The 23,162-nt window shown below is 49.5% G+C and carries 16 protein-coding genes; 13 read left to right on the top strand and 3 right to left on the bottom strand.

The window, feature by feature from the left end:
* The first annotated feature begins 1 nt into the window (after position 1).
* From cobT to E0E47_RS15785, 9 genes are all read left to right on the top strand, one after another.
* Positions 2 to 1,075: a nicotinate-nucleotide--dimethylbenzimidazole phosphoribosyltransferase gene (gene cobT, locus E0E47_RS15830; RefSeq protein ID WP_040602450.1), complete on the top strand. Its 1,074-nt coding sequence runs from the start codon at positions 2 to 4 to the stop codon at positions 1,073 to 1,075.
* A gap of 14 nt (positions 1,076 to 1,089) precedes the next feature.
* On the top strand, positions 1,090 to 1,863 hold the full coding sequence (gene cobS, locus E0E47_RS15825) for an adenosylcobinamide-GDP ribazoletransferase (protein WP_130894138.1): 774 nt from the start codon (positions 1,090 to 1,092) through the stop codon (positions 1,861 to 1,863).
* A 7-nt stretch (positions 1,864 to 1,870) separates the two neighbouring features.
* On the top strand, positions 1,871 to 2,398 hold the full coding sequence (gene cobC, locus E0E47_RS15820) for an alpha-ribazole phosphatase (protein WP_008624358.1): 528 nt from the start codon (positions 1,871 to 1,873) through the stop codon (positions 2,396 to 2,398).
* Positions 2,399 to 2,403: 5 nt separating this feature from the next.
* Positions 2,404 to 4,866, top strand: coding sequence for a helix-turn-helix domain-containing protein (locus E0E47_RS15815; protein WP_172604723.1), 2,463 nt, complete (start codon positions 2,404 to 2,406; stop codon positions 4,864 to 4,866).
* 91 nt (positions 4,867 to 4,957) lie between these two features.
* Positions 4,958 to 7,435, top strand: coding sequence for a glycoside hydrolase family 31 protein (locus tag E0E47_RS15810; RefSeq protein ID WP_130894137.1), 2,478 nt, complete (start codon positions 4,958 to 4,960; stop codon positions 7,433 to 7,435).
* Between the two features lie 630 nt (positions 7,436 to 8,065).
* Complete coding sequence (locus E0E47_RS15800; RefSeq protein ID WP_130894136.1) at positions 8,066 to 10,237, top strand: fasciclin domain-containing protein; 2,172 nt, start codon at positions 8,066 to 8,068, stop codon at positions 10,235 to 10,237.
* A 242-nt stretch (positions 10,238 to 10,479) separates the two neighbouring features.
* A complete protein-coding gene (locus E0E47_RS15795; protein ID WP_130894135.1) occupies positions 10,480 to 12,651 on the top strand; it encodes a fasciclin domain-containing protein in 2,172 nt (723 codons plus the stop codon).
* 211 nt (positions 12,652 to 12,862) lie between these two features.
* Positions 12,863 to 15,034 (top strand): fasciclin domain-containing protein, encoded by a 2,172-nt coding sequence (locus E0E47_RS15790; RefSeq protein WP_130894134.1) that lies wholly within the window; start codon positions 12,863 to 12,865, stop codon positions 15,032 to 15,034.
* Between the two features lie 175 nt (positions 15,035 to 15,209).
* A complete protein-coding gene (locus tag E0E47_RS15785) occupies positions 15,210 to 15,911 on the top strand; it encodes an SIMPL domain-containing protein (RefSeq protein ID WP_130894133.1) in 702 nt (233 codons plus the stop codon).
* A 7-nt stretch (positions 15,912 to 15,918) separates the two neighbouring features.
* Here E0E47_RS15785 and E0E47_RS15780 read toward each other — a convergent pair whose 3' ends face one another.
* Positions 15,919 to 16,584 (bottom strand): HAD family hydrolase, encoded by a 666-nt coding sequence (locus tag E0E47_RS15780; RefSeq protein WP_130894132.1) that lies wholly within the window; start codon positions 16,582 to 16,584, stop codon positions 15,919 to 15,921.
* A 97-nt stretch (positions 16,585 to 16,681) separates the two neighbouring features.
* Entirely contained in the window at positions 16,682 to 17,299 is a 618-nt protein-coding gene (locus E0E47_RS15775) for an outer membrane beta-barrel protein (RefSeq protein WP_008624339.1), read from the bottom strand.
* Between the two features lie 476 nt (positions 17,300 to 17,775).
* Here E0E47_RS15775 and E0E47_RS15770 point away from each other — a divergent pair, with 476 nt between their 5' ends.
* The 4 genes from E0E47_RS15770 to cbiB all read left to right on the top strand — a co-directional run bounded on the left by E0E47_RS15770 (position 17,776) and on the right by cbiB (position 21,624).
* A complete protein-coding gene (locus tag E0E47_RS15770) occupies positions 17,776 to 18,699 on the top strand; it encodes a TolB family protein (RefSeq protein ID WP_232038477.1) in 924 nt (307 codons plus the stop codon).
* Between the two features lie 40 nt (positions 18,700 to 18,739).
* On the top strand, positions 18,740 to 19,498 hold the full coding sequence (locus E0E47_RS15765) for an outer membrane beta-barrel protein (protein ID WP_008624331.1): 759 nt from the start codon (positions 18,740 to 18,742) through the stop codon (positions 19,496 to 19,498).
* Positions 19,499 to 19,627: 129 nt separating this feature from the next.
* Positions 19,628 to 20,644 (top strand): threonine-phosphate decarboxylase CobD, encoded by a 1,017-nt coding sequence (gene cobD / locus E0E47_RS15760; protein WP_130894130.1) that lies wholly within the window; start codon positions 19,628 to 19,630, stop codon positions 20,642 to 20,644.
* Between the two features lie 8 nt (positions 20,645 to 20,652).
* Entirely contained in the window at positions 20,653 to 21,624 is a 972-nt protein-coding gene (gene cbiB / locus E0E47_RS15755; RefSeq protein ID WP_130894129.1) for an adenosylcobinamide-phosphate synthase CbiB, read from the top strand.
* On the opposite strand, the gene E0E47_RS15750 is transcribed toward cbiB, so the two are convergent.
* Positions 21,607 to 23,103: a cobyric acid synthase gene (locus E0E47_RS15750; RefSeq protein WP_130894128.1), complete on the bottom strand. Its 1,497-nt coding sequence runs from the start codon at positions 23,101 to 23,103 to the stop codon at positions 21,607 to 21,609. The two genes, cbiB and E0E47_RS15750, sit on opposite strands and share 18 nt — an antisense overlap.
* Positions 23,104 to 23,162 lie beyond the last annotated feature (59 nt).

The raw sequence follows: 23,162 nt of genomic DNA, 5'->3' as shown, positions 1-23,162 counted from the left end.
CATGAAAACATTCCGAATTACGACTCCGGACGAGGCTTTGCGCCCTGCCCTGCAAAACAAAATAGACAACCTGAACAAGCCGAAAGGGTCGATGGGACGGTTGGAAGAATTAGCCCTGCAAATCGGCCTGATACAACACACGCTCTCACCGGAATTGCGCCACCCTTGCCACCTGCTGTTCGGTGCCGACCATGGAATCGAACGCGAAGGAGTCAGCATATCCCCTCGCGAAATCACCTGGCAACAGATGATTAACTTCAGCCACGGGGGAGGCGGAGTAAATATGTTCTGCCGCCAACACGGTTTCGACCTGTTCCTGATAGACATGGGAGTGGACTACGATTTGCATTCCTATCCCGGCATCATCGACTGTAAAGTAGCACGTGGTACACGGAACTTCCTTCACGAAGCGGCCATGACGGAAGAGGAAACGGACCGATGCATAGAAACCGGTGCCCGCATGGTGACAGAATGCCACGAACGGGGCTGTAACGTCGTCAGCATAGGCGAAATGGGAATTGGCAACACCTCTCCTTCTTCCATTTGGATGCACTTGCTGACCGGCACGCCGTTGGAAATGTGCGTGGGGGCAGGAGCCGGACTGGACAATGCCGGTATCCGCCACAAATACGAGGTCCTGCAAAATGCCGTACAGCATTTCCGCGCCCATCATCCCGACCTGCAAGATGCCGATGTCTGTTCAACCCAGTACGCCACGGAAATGCTCCGTTGGTTCGGCGGCTTCGAAATGACGGCGGCCATCGGTGCGATGCTGCGTGCCGCCGAATTGGGCATGGTGATTCTGGTGGACGGTTTCATCATGACGGCCTGCATGCTGATGGCCTCACGGCTTTATCCGGCCATACGCCACTATGCCGTGTTCTGCCACGAAGGCGACGAGGCCGGACACCGGCGGATGCTCGCAGCCTTGCATGCCCGAGGGCTGCTCCAGATAGGCTTGCGCCTCGGTGAGGGCACAGGTGCTTTGTGCGCCTATCCGCTCTTGCAATCCGCCGTCCGCATGCTCAACGAAATGAACAACTTCGAAAACGCTCACATTACCAAATACTTTTAATCCCGCATCCCACTATGACAGACCGACTATGGGCTTCACTGATTTTCTTCACGCGCCTGCCTTTCTGGCGCATCCGGCAAGTGGACGCCAAGTGTTTCAAACACGTGGTAGACTACTGGCCGTTCGCAGGTTGGCTCACGGGAGGTACGGCCGCTCTCGTTTTCTGGCTTGTTTCAGGGATTCTACCGGTCACCACGGCTGCTTTGGCAGCGACAGGCACACGCTTGTGGCTTACCGGTGCCTTGCATGAAGACGGATTGGCTGACTTCTGTGACGGATTCGGCGGAGGTACCACACGCGAACGTACATTGGCCATCATGAAGGATTCCCATATCGGTACGTATGGTGTCCTGGGACTGGTCTTCTACATCGGACTGCTAATCAGTCTGGTCTCGGCTCTGCCGCTTTGTATGGCTCCGGCCATTATCTTCACAGCCGACGTGTATGCCAAAGCATGCAGCAGTTTCATCATCCTGCAACTCCCCTACGCCCGGACGGCAGAACAAGCCAAAGCGGGGGTCGTTTACTCCGTCTGGAATAAACAGGCTATCGCTAGCCACGTATTCCGTTGCCTGCTCGCCCTTGTCCCATGCGTAGCGTGGCTCCTGTCCGGCCCGACCGTTTTCCCTTTCTGGGCTTTTCTGGCTCCCCCGGTTACGGAACTTCTGCTCACCGGCTGGATGAAACGCCGGTTGCAAGGTTATACGGGCGACTGTTGCGGTGCCTTGTTCTTGCTCTGTGAGTTGAGTTTCTATTTATCTATTGTCATACTTTACCATTTCATATAATCCCGTCATGGAAATCTATTTAGCCCGACATACCTCAGTAGACGTCCCACGCGGCACTTGCTACGGTTTTACGGATGTTCCCCTCCGTGCCACATTCCGGCGCGAAGCCACTGCCACCCGACTACGGCTTGGCAACCTCACTTTCGACCACGTGTACACCAGTCCGCTCAGCCGGGCGGCCAAGTTAGCCACATTCTGCGGTTATCCCGCTGCCGAACGGGACGAACGGCTGAAAGAAATGAATATGGGCGACTGGGAAATGCAACGTTTCGATGACATCATCGACGAACGGTTACAACTTTGGTACGACGACTTCCTGAACCAACCGACCACAGGCGGAGAATCGTTCCGCGACCTTTATGCCCGAGTAGCAGCCTTCTTGGACGACCTGAACAGGAAGGACTACCGGCGTGTAGCCATCTTCGCCCACGGCGGAGTACTGATTTGTGCCCAAGTTTATGCCGGTGCCATCCCGTTGGAAGACGGTTTCAAGCATCTGACATCCTACGGCGGCGTAGTGAAAATCAATATCTGAGCATCATGAAACATATATTGCTTTATCCCGTCCTGCTCATTTGCTTCCTCGCCTGTCTTCCCGCCAATGCCCTTCCGTACGTTTTCAGCCGGTTGGATGCGTCGGACGGCCTAAGCGACAACCAAGTGCAACATATCCTGCAACTGCCGGACGGACGGATGGTCTTCACGACATTAGGTAACATCAACCTATACGACGGCATGCGGTTCCATTACATACACCGGAACGACTCCGACGTGTATGCCATCGACGGTTACCATGGGCATTACCATGTATATGTAGGCGACCATGAAAGACTTTGGGTAAAGGATTACGGCAAAGCATGGTGCCTCGACCTCCGGCATGAACGGTACCTCAAGCAACCGGAACAGGTTTTCTCAGAAACGGGGATACGGGAAAAAGTAAACGACTTGTTCGTGGACTCCGAAAAGGGATTATGGTTGGTCTCTTCCAAAGGAATTTGGGAAACCCGGAAGAAACGTTACCTTTTACTCCCGAAAGATGCCGGCGAGTTGCAGGACGTTGAAGTCTCGGACGGACGAATTTACCTTTTTTCCAGTTCCGGGGAAGTGCTTTGCTACTCACAAAACCAAGGTAAACTGCTTTACCGGGCAACGGCTTATCCGGAAAGCGAACATGCAAACTACGGCCGCACCTCGCTCGTGGTCAAGGGACCTGACGGCAACTTCTACCAAGTCAGGAGCGGCATGAAGTCCGGATTGTTCGCCTTTTTCCCAAAATCGCGCACATGGAAGCAATTATTGGATACCCAAAGCCCCTTGCACACGTTGATAGTCCCATCTCCCCAAATGGCTTACATCAGCAGCCTGAACGGTATTTGGGCCATCAACCTGGCCAACGGCAAAGCCCATTTCCAATCTAGCCTCCGTACGACCGACGGCAAGCAACTACAGACCGACCTCAACACCATATACCAAGACCGCCAACAGGGCATTTGGTTGGGCACAGGAAACCGTGGCATACTCTACACCCACCCCGAACGTTTCAAATTCATCTCCACGGCCACGCAGGAAGAACTGCCATTTGAGGATTCCCTGAAAACGGCTACAAGACAACGGGCACGACGCCCGCCCATTTTCAAAGGGCAACAGTACAATGACGTGCATACCGACCGCCACGGGCGGACATGGGCCGGCACGCCGGACGGGCTGCGCCTTTTCTTCCCCGGACAAGACCAATACCGTACATTCTATACGGAAGACGGATTACCCAACAACTTCATCCATGCCATCACGGAAGACGGGCACGGGCAAATATGGCTGTCCACAAGTGATGGCATCTCGCGCCTGACCGTCAACGAAAACGCAGATTCGGCATGGTTTACCAATTACCGGCAGGAAGACGGAACGCTCAAAGGGGAGTACCGTAACCAAGAAGTACAAAATTTGCCGGACGGAAGCATTTTGATGGGGGGAGTGAACGGATGGACGATGTTCCACCCCGACAGCGTGGAAATCCCCCGCAAGGATTTCCTCCCCCTTCTCATCAGTCTGTCTTTGTACGGAGAGCCAGTACACATCTCACAGGATTCCACCCACACGCATCCTCTTCTTCCACAAGCCCCGCCCTACGTCAAACATTTCGAGTTCAATTACAGGCAGAACCACATCGGCTTCGACTTTTCTGCCCTGAACTATGCCTGGCCTACACACACCTATTACCGTTACCGTCTCATCCACGAAGGTGACTCCACATGGCATATAGTACGCCCGCAAGCCAATAGCAGTATCATAGACCACAAAGGCAACCTGCATCTGACCTTTTCCCTTCTCCCACCCGGAAACTACCGCCTGGAAGTCATGGCTTCCACACAATCCCACCTTTGGGATGGCCCTGTCACGGATGTCACATTCACGATCCATGCCCCATGGTGGCTTACCCGTTGGGCTTACGCAAGTTATGCCATCCTACTCCTGCTATTGGCAGCCATCGGAATACGCCTATATATACGTCAGACCAAACGACGTATCCTGCGCCGGCACAAAGAAGACATTCTTCTCCTACGCATCCAACACCTTATCGAACGGTGCGACAGTTACGAACAACAAGCCTCAATAGCCAATACACGCGACAACAAACCACAAGAAAAAGAAGAACCACCTATCAGCGCCAATGACAGTGATTTTTTAAACAAGGCCGTAGCTTTGGTTGAGGCTCACCTGAACAGCCCGGGATACACCGTAGAGCAGCTTAGTAAAGACCTATGCATGGAACGCAGCGGATTGTATAAAAAATTAAATACGTTAATAGACAAATCGCCTAGCCTGTTCATCCGGAGCATTCGTCTGCGGCGAGCCGCAGACCTCATCCGAAAGGGGGGGATGAACATGGCAGACATAGCAGAACAAGTAGGATTCAGCTCGGCCAGCTACATGAGCAAATGTTTCCAGGAAGAATTTGGCTGCCGACCTTCGGAATACGCCGAAAAAGAGCAAGAATCAACATAATTACCACACGTTTCAACATAATTGTTACTGGTTTTTATCTGTTCTGGAATAACTTTGCACCATCAACATTCACTTTAAAAGTTTTCAAGACATGAGAAAAACCTTATTGACATTTTATGGCTTGGCTTGCATGGCCTGCCTGCACGCACAAGAGGTGACACGAACGGCGGAAGGCGCAAAAAATTTCATCCGCACACAAGATGTGACGGAAGAAATACGTTTCTATTCCGACGCCATCGTGCGTGTTATCAAGTACCCCGCACGCCAAATGCCCGACAAAAAAAGCTATCCGGTCATCAAGACACCGGAAAACATAGATATTTCCTATACGGAACAGGGCGGCAATTTATCCATGAAAACCCAAAACTTAGAAGTCATCATGGATAAGAATTCCGGCAAAATCACATTTAAAGACCTCCAAGGCAACTTATTGATACAGGAAAAAGAATTTGGCACGAACTTCATTCCATGCAAAGACGGCCCTCATGCCAGTTACCGCGTGACGCAACGTTTCATGCTCGAACCCGACGAAACCATTTTTGGACTGGGACAACAACAAACAGGCAAGTTGAACCAACGCGGCCAAGAACTGATGCTACGTAATGAAAACACTCGCATATGTATCCCCTACATCACGTCGGAAAAAGGTTACGGCCTCTATTGGGACAACCCGTCACCTACCCTTTTCTCCGACACACCGCAGGAAACCAGTTTCAACAGCGAAGCCGGACTGATGAGCGACTATTACATTATTTATAAAGACGGCACACAAGACGGTGTCATTGCCGGCGTACGTGAGCTGACAGGACAAGCCTCCATGCTTCCACTCTGGACCATGGGATTCTGGCAATGCCGTGAACGTTACAAAAGCCCCGATGAACTGTGTGGTGTATTGGACAAATACCGCGATTTGGAGATTCCCTTGGACGGTATCGTGCAAGACTGGCAATACTGGGGATGCGATTCCAATTGGAATGCCATGAAGTTCATGAACCCGCGCTACATCAACAAAATGGGAGACCCGGAATGGATGAGATATTTGCCTAACGGCGAAGATCCCAATGCCAAATATCCGGAGCCACGCATCAAGACCCCCAAAGAAATGGTGGAATATGTGCACAAGAACAACGCCCACCTGATGATTTCCGTATGGGCTAGCTTCGGACCTTGGACAGACCAATACAAGGAACTGGATGTCATGAATGCGTTATTAAAGTTCGAGACATGGCCACGTAATGCCGGAGTACACCCCTATGACCCCTTCAATCCCAAGGCACGGGATTTGTATTGGCGTTACCTGAAGAACCTTTACGACTTGGGCATTGATGCCTGGTGGACGGACTCCACGGAACCGGACCGCTTTGACATGGGTGAGAAAGAATTCAGCCTTCCTACGGCAGACGGCACTTTCCGTAGCGTGCACAATGCCTTCCCGCTTGTCAGCAACCAAGGCGTATACGAACACCAACGTGCCGTATCGGACAGCAAACGCCTGTTCCTCATGACCCGTTCCTCATACTTTGGCCAACAGCGTTACGGCTCATTCTGTTGGAGCGGCGATGTGTCTTCACAATGGAATGTCATGCGTGCCCAAATTGCGGGCGGATTAAATTACTCGCTTTGCGGTATCCCTTACTGGAACACGGACATAGGAGGTTTCTTCGGTTGGGAATATAACAATGACTGGCACAACGTGGCCATGCAGGAATTGCAAGTCCGTTGGATGCAATGGGGTTGTTTCATGCCTATCATGCGTAACCACTGTTCTTCGCCCATGGAAAGCGAAATCTACAAGTTCGGTGAACCGGGCTATTGGGCCTACGATGTCCAAAAAGATTTCGTTGAACTGCGTTACCGGCTTTTGCCTTATATATATAGCCTTTGCGGTGAAGCCACCCAAAATAACGGCAGCATCATGCGCCCGTTCGTTATGGATTTCCCCAAAGACAAGAAAGCCATCCGGACCGACAATGAATACATGTTTGGCCGCAACCTGCTCGTGATGCCCGTTACAGATTCACTTTACACCTATTTAGACCCCAAGACCAAAAAGGGATACACTTCAGTACCCGATGTGGCCAAGGCCGTGAAGAATGTAAAAGTCTATCTGCCCCAAGGTGCCAAATGGTACAACTTTTGGACGAACGAATTGCATGCCGGAGGGCAAACGGTCAATATGCCATGCCCCATCGACATCATGCCGGTGTACGTGAAAGCCGGTTCCATCATGGCCTTCGGCCCTGCAGTGCAATACACATCCGAAAAGAAGTGGGACAACTTGGAAATCCGTATCTATCCGGGAGCCGACGGCGAGTTCACCCTCTATGAAGACGAAGGCGACAATTACAATTATGAAAAAGGAGCTTTCAGCCAAATCCGTTTCCATTGGGATGACGCAACCCGCACACTGACCATAGATGACCGTAAAGGCGAATACAAAGGAATGTTGAAGAAACGTAACTTCCGTATCCTCGTAGTAGACCGCCAATCCCCTTCGGGCGACAAAGAACCGACCCAGTTTAGCCGTTCCGTACGTTACAACGGAAAAGCACAGGCCATCAAGTTGTAAAAAAAACTTTTAAACATCTGGATGCCGCACGCCTTCGCAATTCATTACCGCAGGTGTGCGGCATTCGTTTTTTACGAACACAACCCTTAACTCCATTTTGGGTAACAGCAAGCCATCGGGGGACATCCCCCTACACTGGAATTTTCCAAAAAACCTGCTTCATCCTTCAGTACACAATATAAATATATAATAATCAAATTATTATAAACTGAAAGTTGTTCCGGTCATCTTTCAGCCATGCTTCATTTCTTTTGGAAAAGAACGGAAAACCAATCGGCTGAGAATGAAAAATCATTTGGCTGAGAATGAAATATCGTTTGACGCAGAACGTTTGACGACCTTCAGCCATGAAAGGAAACTGAAAGATAGGTATTTAATCTTTCAGTTCACAATATATTATATGATAGTCGTTTACCACATATCCTGAAAGATGAAAGACTTTTTTGCAACCCTCTTTGGGAAGAGCGCATGAGAAATCCCCCTAATTTTCCTTTCCAAATTGGCATTTATTATCCAATTTCTGAATAACATAATCCTATTTTATGGATGTTTATTTTCATATCTTTGTATAAAAAATTTTAAAACTATATTAATCTAATTTTTATTTTCAACATATTAAAATTTAAGGTTATGAAAAATAAAATCAGCCCCATCTTATCTATGGGTGCGGTGTTGTTCTCGTTCATGCTAACGACTTTATTTCCGAGTTGTAACGACGACCTTGCCGCCGACAGCTATTACACATTCACGGGAGAAATGATGAGCGACTTTTTAGAAAACCATGAAGATTTCAGCCAATTCAAACGTATAGTGGAGAGGGCAGGAAGAATGGACTTACTGGCAAGCCGGGGGGCGAGGACGCTGTTCCCGCCCGTGAACTCCGGCGTGGAAGATTTCCTGAAAGAAAGGGGATACGCCTCCGTCGAGGACATTCCGGCATCTTTTTGCGACACGCTCGTCAAAGCCTGCCTAGTAGAACGGACATTGTACACATACAACCTGTCCGAAACACATCAGGAAAGCAACCAACTTGACCTGCCCGTAATCATCGTGACCGACGGAGACACGGTCGATGCCAACGGAATGACACTCAGCGTCATCAACCGGCGTGCCGCCATCATCAACGAATTGAAGAACGACTCCGTGGAAAACGGCGTGGTGCATCCCGTGGACAAGGTGATTGTGCCCAACACCAGTCTCGGAGCCAGCCTGTTAGACGATAACCACCAGGACTTCACCATTTTCTATGAAGCCCTCAAACGGACGGCCCTGCTCGATTCCTTGTCACGTTACCGCGATGATGATTACGAAGTGTGGAAAAATAACTATAAAGAATTTACACAAAGCATGCACATCGGGAACGAGGACTACGTGGGCAAACGCCCCGACCATCGATACAGCGGTTTTACCCTCTTCATCGTGCCCGACAAGGTGCTTTATGAGAAGTATCCGGACCGTTTCAACGAGGATATGACCATGGATCAAAAGATTGATGCACTGTACGACTTGGCCGTAGAAAAATACAACGACAACACATCTGCCAGTATTTTCGGGCTGGACAAGACAGAACCCGCCTCAGGCAAGACTTATAAAGAACTGTATTGGGACAAATCCTCCCTGAAAAGCCGGTATAACCCGTTGAACATGTTCCTGTCCTACCATATCCTCGACCGCCTGTTCACCAGTACGGCCAAGCTCATCAACTGTTGGCAAATCAACACGGCCTATGCCGACCCGACGGAATGGGTGGGAACGATGCTGGATTTTTCCTCCATCAAACTGGAAAAAGTGTACCGTACAATCGATCCGGCCGTGGAGTACGAGCGCGAGTTCTACATCAATCATAGCGAAGCTTGCATGTACAACAACTACGAACGAATCCGCGGCGCCCACTTGACAACTCCTGAAAATGCAGACAACTTTTCATTGAACGTGGCCTATTATTACGTGGACGACGTGTTGGCCTACGACCAAACCATGCGCAACAAGGTGATGAACACACGCATGCGCATTGATTTCATGACACTTTGGCCGGAACTGACCAATAATAATATCCGTTTGGCCGGGAATCCTACACAAGCTTATAATTCTGGTGACAACAGTGAAGACGGAACCGAAGCAGGCGGCTTCAATTACTACCTTCCACCCGGTTATCTAAGAAACGTGTCCATCAGCGACAATACCACATTCTTCATATCGCGCCCCATCGTATATTGGTCCAACATGGGTGGAGATGTATTAGGCATACTGGGAACAAGTTACGATGTAACATTCCGACTGCCGAACGTACCGCCCGGAACATACGAGCTTCGTTTAGGTTACTGTGCCTTAGTGGATCGTGGCATCGGTCAAGTCTACGTGGACGGCATTCCACAAGGTATCCCAATGGATATGCGCTATAGTGCAAGTGACGCAAGAGTAGGCGGACTCTATAACGGGGGCAAAGGTTGGAGAAACAAAGAAGAAAATTCCAGTGGTATTTACACATCGGAAGAGCTGGAAGAAAATGCCCGGGTAATGAAAAACAACGGCTACTACAGTGCTCCCAAAAGTGTATTCTACGGAAATGACGGTAACGACGCGCCAAGATACAGCGCAAATACTTGTACTATTTATTATAACCAAGATAACTTAATGCGCCGTAAAATCTGCAATGTGGAAGTAAAAGCCAATACACACCACACCATACGCTTGCGTTCTGTACTAACTAGTAGCGAAAGTGGAAACTTCACCCTTGACTACATGGAACTTGTACCCATAGACATCTGCGGAGCCGGAGGTCTTGGAGAGGACCTTTACTAATAAGGCTGATTAAAATATCTTTGGTTTAAAGCCGCACACCATTACGACCCTATGTCATTGGCGTGCGGCTTTCAGCGTCCTTTCACTTAAGTCCGACATAATGAACAAGATTTTGCATTTATTATCCAAGTTTCGGATAATATCATCCTATTCTGGTTAGTGTAGCTTTTTATACCTTTGCATATCTGACAAGAAATCAAGAGTGAATTAATCTAATTTTTATTCTTACAAATTTTAAGATTATGGAAAACAAATTCAAATCTTGGATATCCCTATGCGCCCTATTGCTCTCGGTCGTACAGATACCCCTTTTTTCCGGTTGCAATGACGACCTTGCCGCCGACAGCTATTACACATTCACGGGAGAAATGATGAGCGACTTCCTGAACAACCATGAAGATTTCAGCCAATTCAGGCGTATAGTGGAGAGGGCAGGAAGAATGGACTTGCTGGCAAGCAGGGGAGCGAGGACGCTGTTCCCGCCCGTGAACTCCGGCGTGGAAGATTTCCTGAAAGAAAGGGGATACGCCTCCGTCGAGGACATCCCGGCATCATATTGCGACACACTCGTCAAAGCTTGTTTGGTGGAGCGTACCTTGTATACATACAACTTGTCCAAAACGCATCAGGAAAGCAACCAACTTGACCTGCCCATAATCATCGTGACCGACGAAGACACGGTTGATGCCAACGGAATGACACTCAGCGTCATAAACCGGCGTGCCGCCATCATCAACGAATTGAAGAACGACTCCGTGGAAAACGGCGTGGTGCATCCCGTGGACAAGGTGATTGTGCCCAACACCAGTCTCGGAGCCAGCCTGTTGGACGATAACCACCAGGACTTCACCATTTTCTATGAAGCCCTCAAACGGACGGCCTTGCTCGATTCGCTCTCCCGTTACCGTGACGACGATTACGAAGTGTGGAAAAACAATTATGCCCCATTCACGCAAAGCATGCGTATCGGGAACGAGGACTACGTGGGCAAACGCCCCGACCATCGTTATAGCGGTTTTACCCTTTTTATCGTACCGGACAAGGTTCTTTACGAAAAATACTCCGACCGTTTCAACGAAAGCATGACCATGGACCAAAAGATTGATGCACTGTACGACTTGGCCGTAGAAAAGTACGATGACAACATTTCAGCCGGCATCTTCGGATTGGACAAGACTGACCCTGCCACCGGCAAGACTTATAAGGAGCTGTATTGGAACAAATCCTCCCTGAAAAGCCGGCATAACCCGTTGAACATGTTCCTTTCCTACCACATCCTCGACCGCCTGTTCACTAGCACAGCCAAACTTATCAACTGTTGGCAAATCTACACGGCCTATGCAGACCCGACGGAATGGGTGGGAACGATGCTCGACTTCTCTACCATCAAACTGGAAAAAGTGTATAGCACAATCGACCCGGCGGTGGAATATGAACGGGACTTCTACATCAACCATAGCCAAGCCTGTGCTTATAACAATTACGAACGAATCCGCGGCGCCCACCTGACAACTCCTGAAAATGCGGACAACTTTTCATTGAACGTGGCCTATTATTACGTGGATGACGTGTTGGCCTACGACCAGACCATGCGCAACAAGGTGATGAACACACGCATGCGCATTGACGTACTGACCTTGTGGCCGGAACTGACCACCAACAACATCCGCCTTTGCGGAAACCCCACTCAGGGTTACAACGCCGGGGACAACAGCGAAGAGGGAACCGAAGCCGGAGGCCACAATTATTATCTCCCACCGGGTTACCTGAAGAACGTGAAGTTCAGTGAAAACACCATATTCTTCTTGGAGCGTCCCATCGTACAATGGTCTAATATGGGCGGGGACGTGGTAGGCATATTGGGAACAAGCTACGACATCACGTTCCGCCTGCCGAGCGTGCCGCCCGGAACATACGAACTGCGGTTGGGGTACACTGCTTTGGAATCCCGTGGCATCGGCCAGGTCTACGTGGACGGTATTCCACAGGGTCTACCCATGGACATGCGCATTTTCGGAAACGACGGAAGTATCGGTGGTCTCTACAACGGATGGGCTGGTTGGCGCAACAAAGACGAGAATGCCGGTGGAATCTATACCACGGAAGAGTTGGAAGAAAACGCCCGAATCATGAAGAACAACGGTTATTACAGTGCTCCCAAAAGCGTATTCTTCGGTAATGACGGGAACGACGCACCGAGATACAGCGCAAACACATGTACCATTTATTATAACTCAGTAAACTTGCTGCGCCGCAAAATCTGCAACGTGGAAGTAAAACCCAATACCCACCACTCCGTGCGTTTACGCTCCGTATTGACCAGTAGCGAAACTTCTGATTTCACGCTTGACTTCATGGAACTGGTTCCGATAGACATCTGCGGAGCCGGAGGTCTTGGGGAAGACCTCTATTGACAGGTTGAATTCTCGCGAAGCCGTTACCGCCTGCCACAACGGTACACATACCTGCCTACCCTTCATTATTGACAATGAAGGATAGGTATTTTTTGCTTTTTTAGGACGCAATTTCATTTTTAACAGAAAAAAACGAATATATTATATATTTCTTTAGTACCTTTACAACCCGAAAAAAAATAGAATTAACCTAATAAAACCTATTCGATCCATGAAGTATCTATCCAAAATTACCCCATGTATCTGCGCCATCCTCCTTTTAATAGGACAGGGTGGGATTCTCACAAGTTGTAACGATGACCTTGCAGCCGACAGTTACTACACTTTCACCGGTGAAATGATGAGTGATTTTTTGGCGAACCGTGAAGATTTCAGCCAGTTCAAACGCATCGTAGAACGAGCCGGCAGAATGGACTTGTTGGCAAGCCGGGGAGCGAGGACGCTGTTCCCGCCCGTAAACTCCGGCGTGGAAGCTTTTCTAAAAGAAAGAGGATACGCCTCCGTCGAAGACATTCCGGCATCTTTTTGCGACACGTTGGTAAAAGCCTGCCTTATAGAACGAACGTTGTACACATACAACCTTTCTGAGACGCATCAGGAAAGCAACCAATTGGATTTACCCTTGATTATCGTGACCGATGGTGACACGGTCGATGCCAACGGTATGACGCTCAGCGTCATTAACCGACGTGCCGCCATCATCAACGAACTGAAGAATGACTCTGTAGAAAACGGAGTAGTACATCCTGTAGACAAGGTTTTAGTACCCAATACCAGTCTGGGAGCCAGCCTATTGGATGAGAACCATGAAGATTTCACCATCTTCTATGAAGCCCTCAAACGGACCGCACTGCTCGACTCCCTGTCACGCTACCGTGATGATGACTACGAAGAATGGAAAAACAACTACGCTCCATTCACACAAAGCATGCGTATCGGAAATGAAAACTATGTAGGCAAACGTCCGGATCATCGATATAGCGGTTTCACGCTTCTCATCGTACCCGACAAAGTACTTTACGAGAAATACAACGACCGTTTCAACGAGGGCATGACCATGGATGAAAAGATCGACGCCCTGTATGACTTAGCTGAAGAAAAATACGATGACAACACTTCTGCTAGCATCTTCGGGTTAGACAAGACAGACCCTTCTACCGGAAAGACATACAAAGAACTTTATTGGAACAAATCTTCATTGAAGAGCCAATATAACCCCCTGCACATGTTCCTGTCTTACCATATCCTCGACCGGTTGTTCACTAGCACGGCCAAACTGGTAAACTGTTGGGGAGTCAATACGGCTTATCTTGACCCGACGGAATGGGTCGGCACCTTGTTAGACTTTTCTACAATAAAATTGGAACGGGTTTACCGTACAATCGACCCTGCGGTAGAATACGAACGTGATTACTATATCAACCATAGTCATGCCAGCGCGTACAACAATGATGAACGCATCCGAGGTGCCCATCTGACGACTCCTGAAAATACCGACAACTTCTCGTTGAATGTGGCTTATTTCTACATAGACGACGTGTTGGCCTACGACCAAACCATGCGCGCCAAGGTCATGAATACCCGTATGCGAATCGACTTCATGACGTTGTGGCCGGAACTGACCAATAACAACATCCGCTTGTGCGGTAATCCTACACAAGCCTATAACGCCGGAGACAACAGCGAAGACGGGACAGAAGCCGGAGGTTACAATTATTATCTTCCACCCGGTTACTTAAAGAATGCCACATTCAGCGAAAACACCACTTTCTTCATACAGCGCCCCATCGTATATTGGTCGAGTTTGCATGGAGACGTATTAGGCGTTTTGGGTACGAGTTACGACGTGACCTTCCGCCTGCCTAATGTGCCTCCCGGCACCTACGAACTGCGTTTAGGTTATTGCGCCTTGGCCGACCGCGGAATCGGACAGGTTTATGTGGACGGCGTACCTCAAGGCATTCCTATAGACATGCGATACGGCCCTAGCGACGCAAGAGTAGGCGGCCTTTACAACGGCTTCAAGGGTTGGAGAAACAAAGAAGAAAACTCCAGCGGTATCTATACTTCTGAGGAATTGGAAGAGAATGCACGTGTCATGAAGAATAACGGATACTACAGCGGCCCTAAGGGTGCGTTCTACAATAACGACGGAACTGACGCACCAAGATACAGTGCAAGCGTCTGTGTAACTCATTATAACCAGAACGATTTGATGCGTCGTAAAATCTGTAACGTGGAAGTAAAAGCAAACACCCACCATACCATACGTTTGCGTTCCGTGCTTTCAAGCAGTGAAAGCGGAAACTTCGTCCTCGATTACATGGAACTGGTTCCGATAGACATCTGCGGAGCCGGAGGTCTCGGGGAAGACCTCTATTAAACACGTTCCGCAACAAACCATAGTCCCATCTGTATACGGCTTTCTAACAAGGCCGGAATACAGATGGGACATTTTTTTCGGGCATATTTAGGATTTTTCATACTTCTCCTTGCCATATTCACCACATATCAGCTATATTTGCTTTTTACGATTGTATTCATTAAAACTTTAACGCATGAAGAATTGGAGAATAGAGGCCATTATCTTGGCCGTAGGATTGTCATTAGCCGGCGTATTCGTACGCAATGGCCTCAGCGAGTTTTCATCCCACAGCCGTGTAGTAACCGTCAAGGGGTTAGCCGAAATGGAAGTAAAAGCCGATAAGGTTACGTGGCCGCTGACTTATAAAGTCTTGGGAAACGATATGGTATCCCTTTATAATGAGATAGAGGAATCCAATGCAAAAATCATCGCATTCCTGAAAAGCAAAGGGGTCAAGGAGAATGAAATTAGCATAAACGCCCCGGAAATCATCGACACCAAAGCCGAACGCTATAATACGACCGTGCAACCCTACCGCTACAATGTAACCACGGTCATCACGGTCACCTCTAAACAAGTAGACTTGGTGAGAGGTCTCATCAACGAACAAAGCGAACTGCTCAAACAAGGAGTTGCCATCATTTCCGGAGATTACCGCTACAACGTGGCATACGACTACACGAGCCTCAACGACATCAAGCCAAAAATGATAGAGGAAGCCACCAAAAATGCACGTACGGCTGCCGAAAAGTTTGCCAAAGACTCGGAAAGCCGCTTGGGAAGCATACAACGCGCCTACCAAGGACAATTCTCCATCGAGAACCGGGATCCGAACACACCTTATATAAAACAGGTACGTGTCGTTACGACGATAGACTACTCGCTTGAGGACTGACCGGAGTTCACAACTTGGAAATGGATTCCAACAGACCGGGTATATCAGCAGGGCTGTCCGCAAAACGGACGGCCCCGTTTCGTTCCAAGAAATCCCGGTCGCGGAAACCCCATAATACAGAAATACACGGAAGCCCCGCATGGGCAGCCGTAGCCACGTCTACATCCGAGTCTCCTACGTAAACGGCTTCGTCCTTTTCCACCCCCAGTTCCTGCAATGCAATTTCCACCATGTCGGGAGCCGGTTTGCGACGTATGCCGGCACGCTCTCCTACGGCCACTTGTACCGTATCCTGAAAATAATGACGATAGAGTTCATCCACCCCGCCTTGCAGTTTATTCGACACAATGGCAATCTTATAACCGGCCATTTTCAGTTCATGCAACAAATCCGCAATACCCGGATATAAACCGGTCTTCACCATGCAATGTTCCACATAATAGCGTTTGAAACAGTCGAAAACAGCCTCAAACCGCCCACTATCCGTACCGGTTGGCACGGCACGTTCCATCAATTTGCGCACTCCGTTACCCACAAAACTGCGCACCTCCTCCACACTGCGCGGAGGAAATCCGAACTGTACCAGAGCATAATTCGTACTATCCGCCAAATCGTCCAACGTATTAAGCAACGTACCGTCCAAGTCAAAAACGACCGTAGTAATTTTCGCCATCCTTATTATCTATAATCGAACAAAATTTCCGCAAAGGTACAAAAAAGCGGCCCACACACAAGTGCAAGCCGCATAAAGTCTTACCTTATTTGCTAAATCAGAATGCGTAACCCAAACGAATCATATGGTTTACCGCACCGGCCGGGCCGTCATCCCACGCTTCTCCGAAACCACGCTTGAAGGTGTATTCAAAGTTAACACGTTTATACCATACGCCTAAGCCCAACAAGATACCTCCGTCACAACGGTTGTAATCATCAATGTCACCAATCTTAATTTCATCATCCACGAATTCTTCCCAATGTTCCCAATCATCATCAACGTCCCATTTAATCTTGCCTCCCATATCAACACCGAAGAAAGCACCGAAACGTCCGTCAATGGCAAAGTTGTTTGTCAAATTGTACTTATAACCAATGGTTACCGGGATATTGAAATTATGTGCCCGAAATTTCATATCAGAGTGGTCGGCCTCAAAACCACGCGTACCAAACATCAAGCCCACATTCCAATAAGCACCTTTATAAAAGTTCTTGTTATAATCCAAGCTAATATTGTAGCTCGGCAACATGTCCAACCCTGCGGTATTGTCCCCTTTGAAATTATTAGCCGCAAAACCACCACGCAAGATGAATTCTCCACCTTTCACTTGTGCATTCATCGTAGCTGCCCCCACCATGAAAGCTGCTACCAACATTAAAAAGATTTTTTTCATAAATTAAGTTTTTAAATTAAACAATATCGGCGCATTTATCACACCTCACACAAATATACGCAAATAAAATCTATCTGAAGTAGATTTCAGAGAAAAAAGATTCTTCATCCTACTTTTTGGAAACAAATAAATCCAAAACGGACAAAAGAAAGTAAAAATTAATAAGAAAAACGATGGAAGAATTTGATTTATCTCTTCATAAGAGAGCAACTATTTAATGCAAAAATATTCAAAAGATTGTATAACGCAAAATTATCTTCCGATAAAATACAAATTATGTGCACAAAATGTTGAGAAAGTTAAGAGAAACCGTCTTTTCAAGAAGGCTATCATACTATATAACAAGATGAAACGCCACACAATTGCTCTCTTATGAAGAGATATACATTTAAACCAAAAAAGGAAACACAGATATGAGATTCGGAATACAACCTTATAGCATGTTTTTTCTACTCGCTTTAGCTTGTGAATCAATTATGGCTCAAAGCGTAGACTACTCGGTGGTGTCTGTTCCGGAAGAATCGGGAACCGATTTCACCCAAATTTCCCAGACCACAGATTATGTGTGCATGCCGGAAGTCAAACGAAGCAACCGAGGCATCGGTTGGTTCTCCAACCGCATTCTGGATATTTCCACAGACGGAAGCCAGATTGCCTACCTGTCTTTCCGTAACAACACGACCAATATCTTCATTAAAGATTTGAGTAAACAAGGTTCTTCCATCCAGAAAACCAACCGTACTGCCGTATTGGACTTTTCTTATTCACCCGACGGTAAGCAAATCGTGTTCTCCGAGGCTCGCGGGAAGACCAATCAGATATTCCAAACGTCTGCCGACAAGGGTTTCGTATGCCGCCAAATCACAACCGGCAACATGGACTATTCCCCGATTTATTCGGCGAATATGAATTTGATATTCTTTGCCCGACAGGAAAACAAAAGCATCAGCATCTGGAGCCATGACATGAAAAACAACTTCTTAGCCAACTACTCCCAAGGCCTGAACCCCTACCCCGTCAAAGGCGAACCGGCATTCATCTGCGTGCGCCCCAATGCTGCGGGACACAGCGAGATATGGAAGGTCAACTACGAGACTGGAGTGGAGGAATGCATCGTCTCGCAACCCGATCGCGACTTCACCTCTCCTTCCATCTCACCGGACGGACAATGGTTGTTGTTCGTGGGAAGCAGTAAAATAGAAACCGGCTCTTTTTCTTACTACAATACCGACTTGTTCGTGTCGCGTCTGGACGGAACGGGATTTGCCCAACTCACCTACCATGCCGCAGACGACCTCAGCCCGGTGTGGAGCAAGGACGGACACTACATCTACTTTGTGTCGCAACGTGGAAACAAAGAAGCCAAAGCCAACATCTGGCGTATGACATTCAACTATTAGTGTTTAATCAAATAATTTACTAACATCAAAATTTGGGATTATGAAAAAGTTTAAGTGTTTATTGACCGCGATGTTGTTGGGTTGCTCTACAATGTCTTTCGCACAGTTCATGAACGGCAGCGGTTCATCAGCTTCATCATCTTCTGACGTAGAGGCTTGGAAAGGTTTGCGGTTCTCGTATGACCGCGTATTCATCAACCAAGACTTCGACGACCCCGATGACTTGGATATGAATGGATTCTCCGTAGATTACGAACATGCTTTTAAAGTCGCTAAGAAATTGCCCTTGTTCATCCAAACCGGTATAGGAATCAACTTCTCACGCCATAGCGACAGTGAAAGCGAATCAGATGAATATTATGGCTATACAGTCGGATATGAATCCAAGAATTCTATCACACAATTAGGCTTGAACATACCCATAAATTTAGTCTATGGCGTAAAAATCAACGAACAGTTGGCCATCAAGCCTTACACGGGTTTCTATCTGCGTGTAAATCTAATGGCAAAAGAAAAGGAAGAATTCACTCTTAATATTCCATCAGAGTTTGAAGACTACATTGACAGAAGCGATTACGAATACGACGAAAGCTATAACTTGTTCGACAAAGACGACGTAAACGAATTGTATGGTTCCGACGACTGGAAATGGAACCGTGTGCAGTTCGGATGGCAAATCGGAGCCACACTCGACATCAGCAAGTTCAACGTGGGCATCGGTTATGCTCTCGATTTCAATGAAATCACGGAAAAGACCAAAACCAGCAAGTTTATGGTCAAATTAGGATATAACTTCTAATCCATAGAAGTTTCTTCATGGCTTAAACCAACGGGAACATGCAGTGAGTGCACGTCCCCGTTTTTTATCCACCCTCTCCCTCTCATATCTTATCATTTTTACGTACCTTTGCCCCAAAATGGAATCACCATGCTCAACGGACACGGAGACGACTCATACCGGTACAACCGTAAGATAACCCTGAACTTCAGCAGCAATGTATATCACCATACATCGCTTGCCCCCCTGTTCCGGCATTTGGAGAACTGTTGGGAGCAAGTACGTTCCTATCCCGAACCGTCACCGTATGCCGTAGAAAACAAACTGGCCCAAGCGATGGGGATAAGCGCAGAATCGGTCTGCCTGACGAGCGGAGCCACAGAAGCCATCTATCTGGTTGCGCAGGCTTTTTCCGGAAGACGTTCCTGCATCCTGTCCCCCACGTTTTCGGAATATGCGGATGCCTGCCGCCTGCACGGCCATCAGGTACAATCCATCTATACCACCGACCATCTGCCGGAGGATGTGGACATCGTGTGGATCTGTAATCCGAACAACCCGACCGGAGCCGTCCTTCCCCACGATGAGATGAAACGGTTAGCCGCGCAGCATCCGGATGTCCTGTTCGTCATCGACCAAAGTTATGAGGATTTCACCCTGCGCAGGCTGTTTTCTCCGCATGAAGCCGCCGCACTGCCTAACGTCATATTGCTCCATTCCCTGACGAAACGTTTCGGCATCCCGGGATTGCGCGTCGGCTACCTGACCGCCCGGCGGGAATGGACGGCGCGTGTCCGGCAGAACAAAATGCCGTGGTCGGTCAACACATTGGCATTGGAAGCCGCCCTCTTCCTGACGGAACATGAAAAAGACTTTCGGTTCGACCTGCAAGCTTTATTAGAAGAGCGGGCACGCGTGGCCAGGCAATTGGAAGCCCTGCACATAGCCGAAGTTTGGCCAGGAGAGACCCACTACCTGTTGACCCGGCTACGGATGGGCAAGGCCTCGGCACTGAAGGACTACTTGGCCGAAACGCATGGCATGCTCATCCGCGATGCCGGTAATTTTGAAGGATTGGACGAACGGTACTTCCGCATAGCCGTACAATCCCCCGAAGAAGACGACCGCCTGCTCTCCGCCATCGGAGAGTGGATGTTTTCCATATAACCACGACTATGCACAGCATTATTCCTTTACTCATCGGATGGGGGTTGGACCTCTGCACCGGAGACCCCGCCCGGCTACCGCACCCCATAGTGGCTTTCGGCCGTTGGATCAGTTTTTTTGAACGGAAAGCCAACCACGGGAACCACCGGCGTGCCAAAGGGACTTTCTGGACCATCGCCACGCTCTGCACCCTGTTCCTATCCGCCCATCTCGCCTTGGCCACCTTATGGGCAGCCTGCCTGCAATGGGAGATCTGGGGAACTTATTTGTACTATCTCGTGACGGGCATACTTATCTTTTACTGTCTGGCAGGCACGACGCTCGTCCGGGAAGTGCGCAGGGTATTCCGAGCCGCCGACCGTTCTTTGGAAGAAGGAAGGCGGCAAGTGAGCCGCATCGTAGGACGGGATACAAGCCGCCTCAGCGACCAGGAAATACGCACCGCCGCTTTGGAAACCTTGGCGGAAAACTTGAGTGACGGTGTCATCGCCCCGTTATTCTGGCTCTACGTGCTAGGTATCCCGGGGATGCTGACCTATAAAATGATCAACACCATGGATTCCATGCTCGGCTACCGCACCGAACGGTTCAAGGACTTCGGCCGCACAGCCGCCCGGATAGACGATGCCGCCAACTACTTGCCTGCCCGGCTCACCGCCCTTCTGATGGCGTTGGCCACGTGCATCCCCTTCCGGAAAGGCAAAAGCGCCCGCAACCTGAAAGAAGAACTGCGCTTCATCCGACGCTACGGCCGGATGCATGCTAGCCCGAACTCCGGCTACCCCGAAGCGGCGTTGGCCGGCATATTGGACTGCCGCTTCGGCGGGCCGCACCACTACTTCGGCGAGTATTGTTTCAAACCGTACATCGGAAACCGCCTGCGCCCGCTCACCACTGCCGACATGCGACAGGCCGTGGCCATCAACCGGTGTGCGGAAATCCTGATGATCCTGACGGGCGTCTTACTCTACCTCCTCTGACGACAAGATGCGATAGAACTTCTCCATATCCAAATGCCGCCGAACATGGGCGGCCAAAAGGTCGTATTGCCTTTCTTTGTAGTCAGCATAGTCCTCCGTAGTCCCGCAAGCTGTCCCCTCCGTATAAGGAGCCAAAAGGAAATCCAAGACAGAAGGGTTGTCCAGAATACCATGGATGTAAGTCCCCATGCAACGGTCATGGACATAACACCCGTCGGCTGTCCCGTCCGCCAATCGGTTCAAGGGGATGAAGGATTGCCCTGCCTCGTCGGCCACCGTCCTGCCCATGTGGATTTCATAGCCCCGGCACAGCGTTCCGCAGCCGTGAAAACGGAACTCCACCTGACGGGTCACTTTCTCCCGGCCGATGACCGTATGCACGGGCAATAGCCCCAGACCGGACAAGCGTGCCGGTGTGCCTTCCACCCCGTCGGGGTCGGCCACCTCCGTGCCCATCATCTGATAGCCTCCGCAAATCCCCATGACGGTCTTGCCGCCCCGGGCTGCTTGTACCACGGCCTCGGCCAAGCCGTTGCGTTTCAGTTCGCGCAGGTCGTCCAACGTGCTTTTACTACCGGGTAACACGATGACATCCGCTTTCTGCAACTCATCTGCCCGGTCGGTGTAATACAGGTGCACCCTGTCGTCGCGTTCCAATCGGTCGAAATCCGTGAAGTTCGACAGATGGAGCAACTTCACCACGGCCACATTCACCCGTCCCGCTACGGCACGTCCGTTCTTCTGTTCCAGTTCCACGGAATCCTCCTCCTCAATCTGTATGTCGTGGAAATAAGGTATCACTCCGAGTACCGGCACGCCGCACACTTCCTCCATCATCCGCACACCATCGTCGAACAACCGACGGTCGCCCCTGAACTTGTTAACGATGATTCCTTTTATCCGGCAACGGTCTTCAGGTGTCTGCAACATGATGGAACCGTAAGCCGAAGCGAAAACCCCGCCCCGGTCGATGTCTGCCACCAAGAACACGTCTGCCCTGGCATGGCGGGCCATGGGCATGTTCACGATGTCGCGGTCCCGCAGGTTGATTTCGGCAATGCTGCCCGCACCCTCCATCACAATGGGATTATAGCGGATGGCGAGCCGGTCGAACGCTGCACACACCGCCGCCCGCAGTTCCTCCCGTCCGCCTCGGCGGAAATAGTCGTAAGCCGAACTGTTCCCCACGGGCCGCCCGTTGAGCACCACTTGCGACGTATGGTCGGAATTCGGTTTGAGCAGCACGGGGTTCATATCCGTGTGGCACGGTATGCCGGCCGCTTCGGCCTGTACGGCCTGCGCCCGCCCTATCTCAAACCCTTCGGGAGTGGCATACGAATTGAGCGACATGTTCTGCGCCTTAAACGGGGCGGGACGGTAACCGTCTTGCCGGAGGATGCGGCATAAGGCCGCCGCCAGTACGCTCTTGCCCACGTCGCTCCCCGTACCGGCCAACATGAAAGGATGTAATTTTCCCATATACGAATCATGGATGATTATGCCGCAAAGTTAAGGCGAAACCCGTGATAATAAAAATG

The sequence above is a fragment of the Paraprevotella xylaniphila YIT 11841 genome (genome assembly GCF_900683745.1).
Lineage (GTDB): Bacteria > Bacteroidota > Bacteroidia > Bacteroidales > Bacteroidaceae > Paraprevotella > Paraprevotella xylaniphila.
Note: the sequence above shows the minus strand (reverse complement) of the source record. Positions and strands in the feature narration are given on the sequence as shown.

What these genes read in the sequence shown, in the direction of transcription:
- E0E47_RS15750 (WP_130894128.1), bottom strand. Translation starts at nt 23,103, where the DNA reads ATGGGAAAATTACATCCTTTCATGTTGGCCGGTACGGGGAGCGACGTG.
- E0E47_RS15815 (WP_172604723.1), top strand. Translation starts at nt 2,404, where the DNA reads ATGAAACATATATTGCTTTATCCCGTCCTGCTCATTTGCTTCCTCGCC.
- E0E47_RS15765 (WP_008624331.1), top strand. Translation starts at nt 18,740, where the DNA reads ATGAAAAAGTTTAAGTGTTTATTGACCGCGATGTTGTTGGGTTGCTCT.
- E0E47_RS15775 (WP_008624339.1), bottom strand. Translation starts at nt 17,299, where the DNA reads ATGAAAAAAATCTTTTTAATGTTGGTAGCAGCTTTCATGGTGGGGGCA.
- E0E47_RS15800 (WP_130894136.1), top strand. Translation starts at nt 8,066, where the DNA reads ATGAAAAATAAAATCAGCCCCATCTTATCTATGGGTGCGGTGTTGTTC.
- cobD (WP_130894130.1), top strand. Translation starts at nt 19,628, where the DNA reads ATGCTCAACGGACACGGAGACGACTCATACCGGTACAACCGTAAGATA.
- E0E47_RS15780 (WP_130894132.1), bottom strand. Translation starts at nt 16,584, where the DNA reads ATGGCGAAAATTACTACGGTCGTTTTTGACTTGGACGGTACGTTGCTT.
- cobT (WP_040602450.1), top strand. Translation starts at nt 2, where the DNA reads ATGAAAACATTCCGAATTACGACTCCGGACGAGGCTTTGCGCCCTGCC.
- E0E47_RS15790 (WP_130894134.1), top strand. Translation starts at nt 12,863, where the DNA reads ATGAAGTATCTATCCAAAATTACCCCATGTATCTGCGCCATCCTCCTT.
- E0E47_RS15795 (WP_130894135.1), top strand. Translation starts at nt 10,480, where the DNA reads ATGGAAAACAAATTCAAATCTTGGATATCCCTATGCGCCCTATTGCTC.
- cobC (WP_008624358.1), top strand. Translation starts at nt 1,871, where the DNA reads ATGGAAATCTATTTAGCCCGACATACCTCAGTAGACGTCCCACGCGGC.
- cobS (WP_130894138.1), top strand. Translation starts at nt 1,090, where the DNA reads ATGACAGACCGACTATGGGCTTCACTGATTTTCTTCACGCGCCTGCCT.
- cbiB (WP_130894129.1), top strand. Translation starts at nt 20,653, where the DNA reads ATGCACAGCATTATTCCTTTACTCATCGGATGGGGGTTGGACCTCTGC.
- E0E47_RS15785 (WP_130894133.1), top strand. Translation starts at nt 15,210, where the DNA reads ATGAAGAATTGGAGAATAGAGGCCATTATCTTGGCCGTAGGATTGTCA.
- E0E47_RS15810 (WP_130894137.1), top strand. Translation starts at nt 4,958, where the DNA reads ATGAGAAAAACCTTATTGACATTTTATGGCTTGGCTTGCATGGCCTGC.
- E0E47_RS15770 (WP_232038477.1), top strand. Translation starts at nt 17,776, where the DNA reads ATGGCTCAAAGCGTAGACTACTCGGTGGTGTCTGTTCCGGAAGAATCG.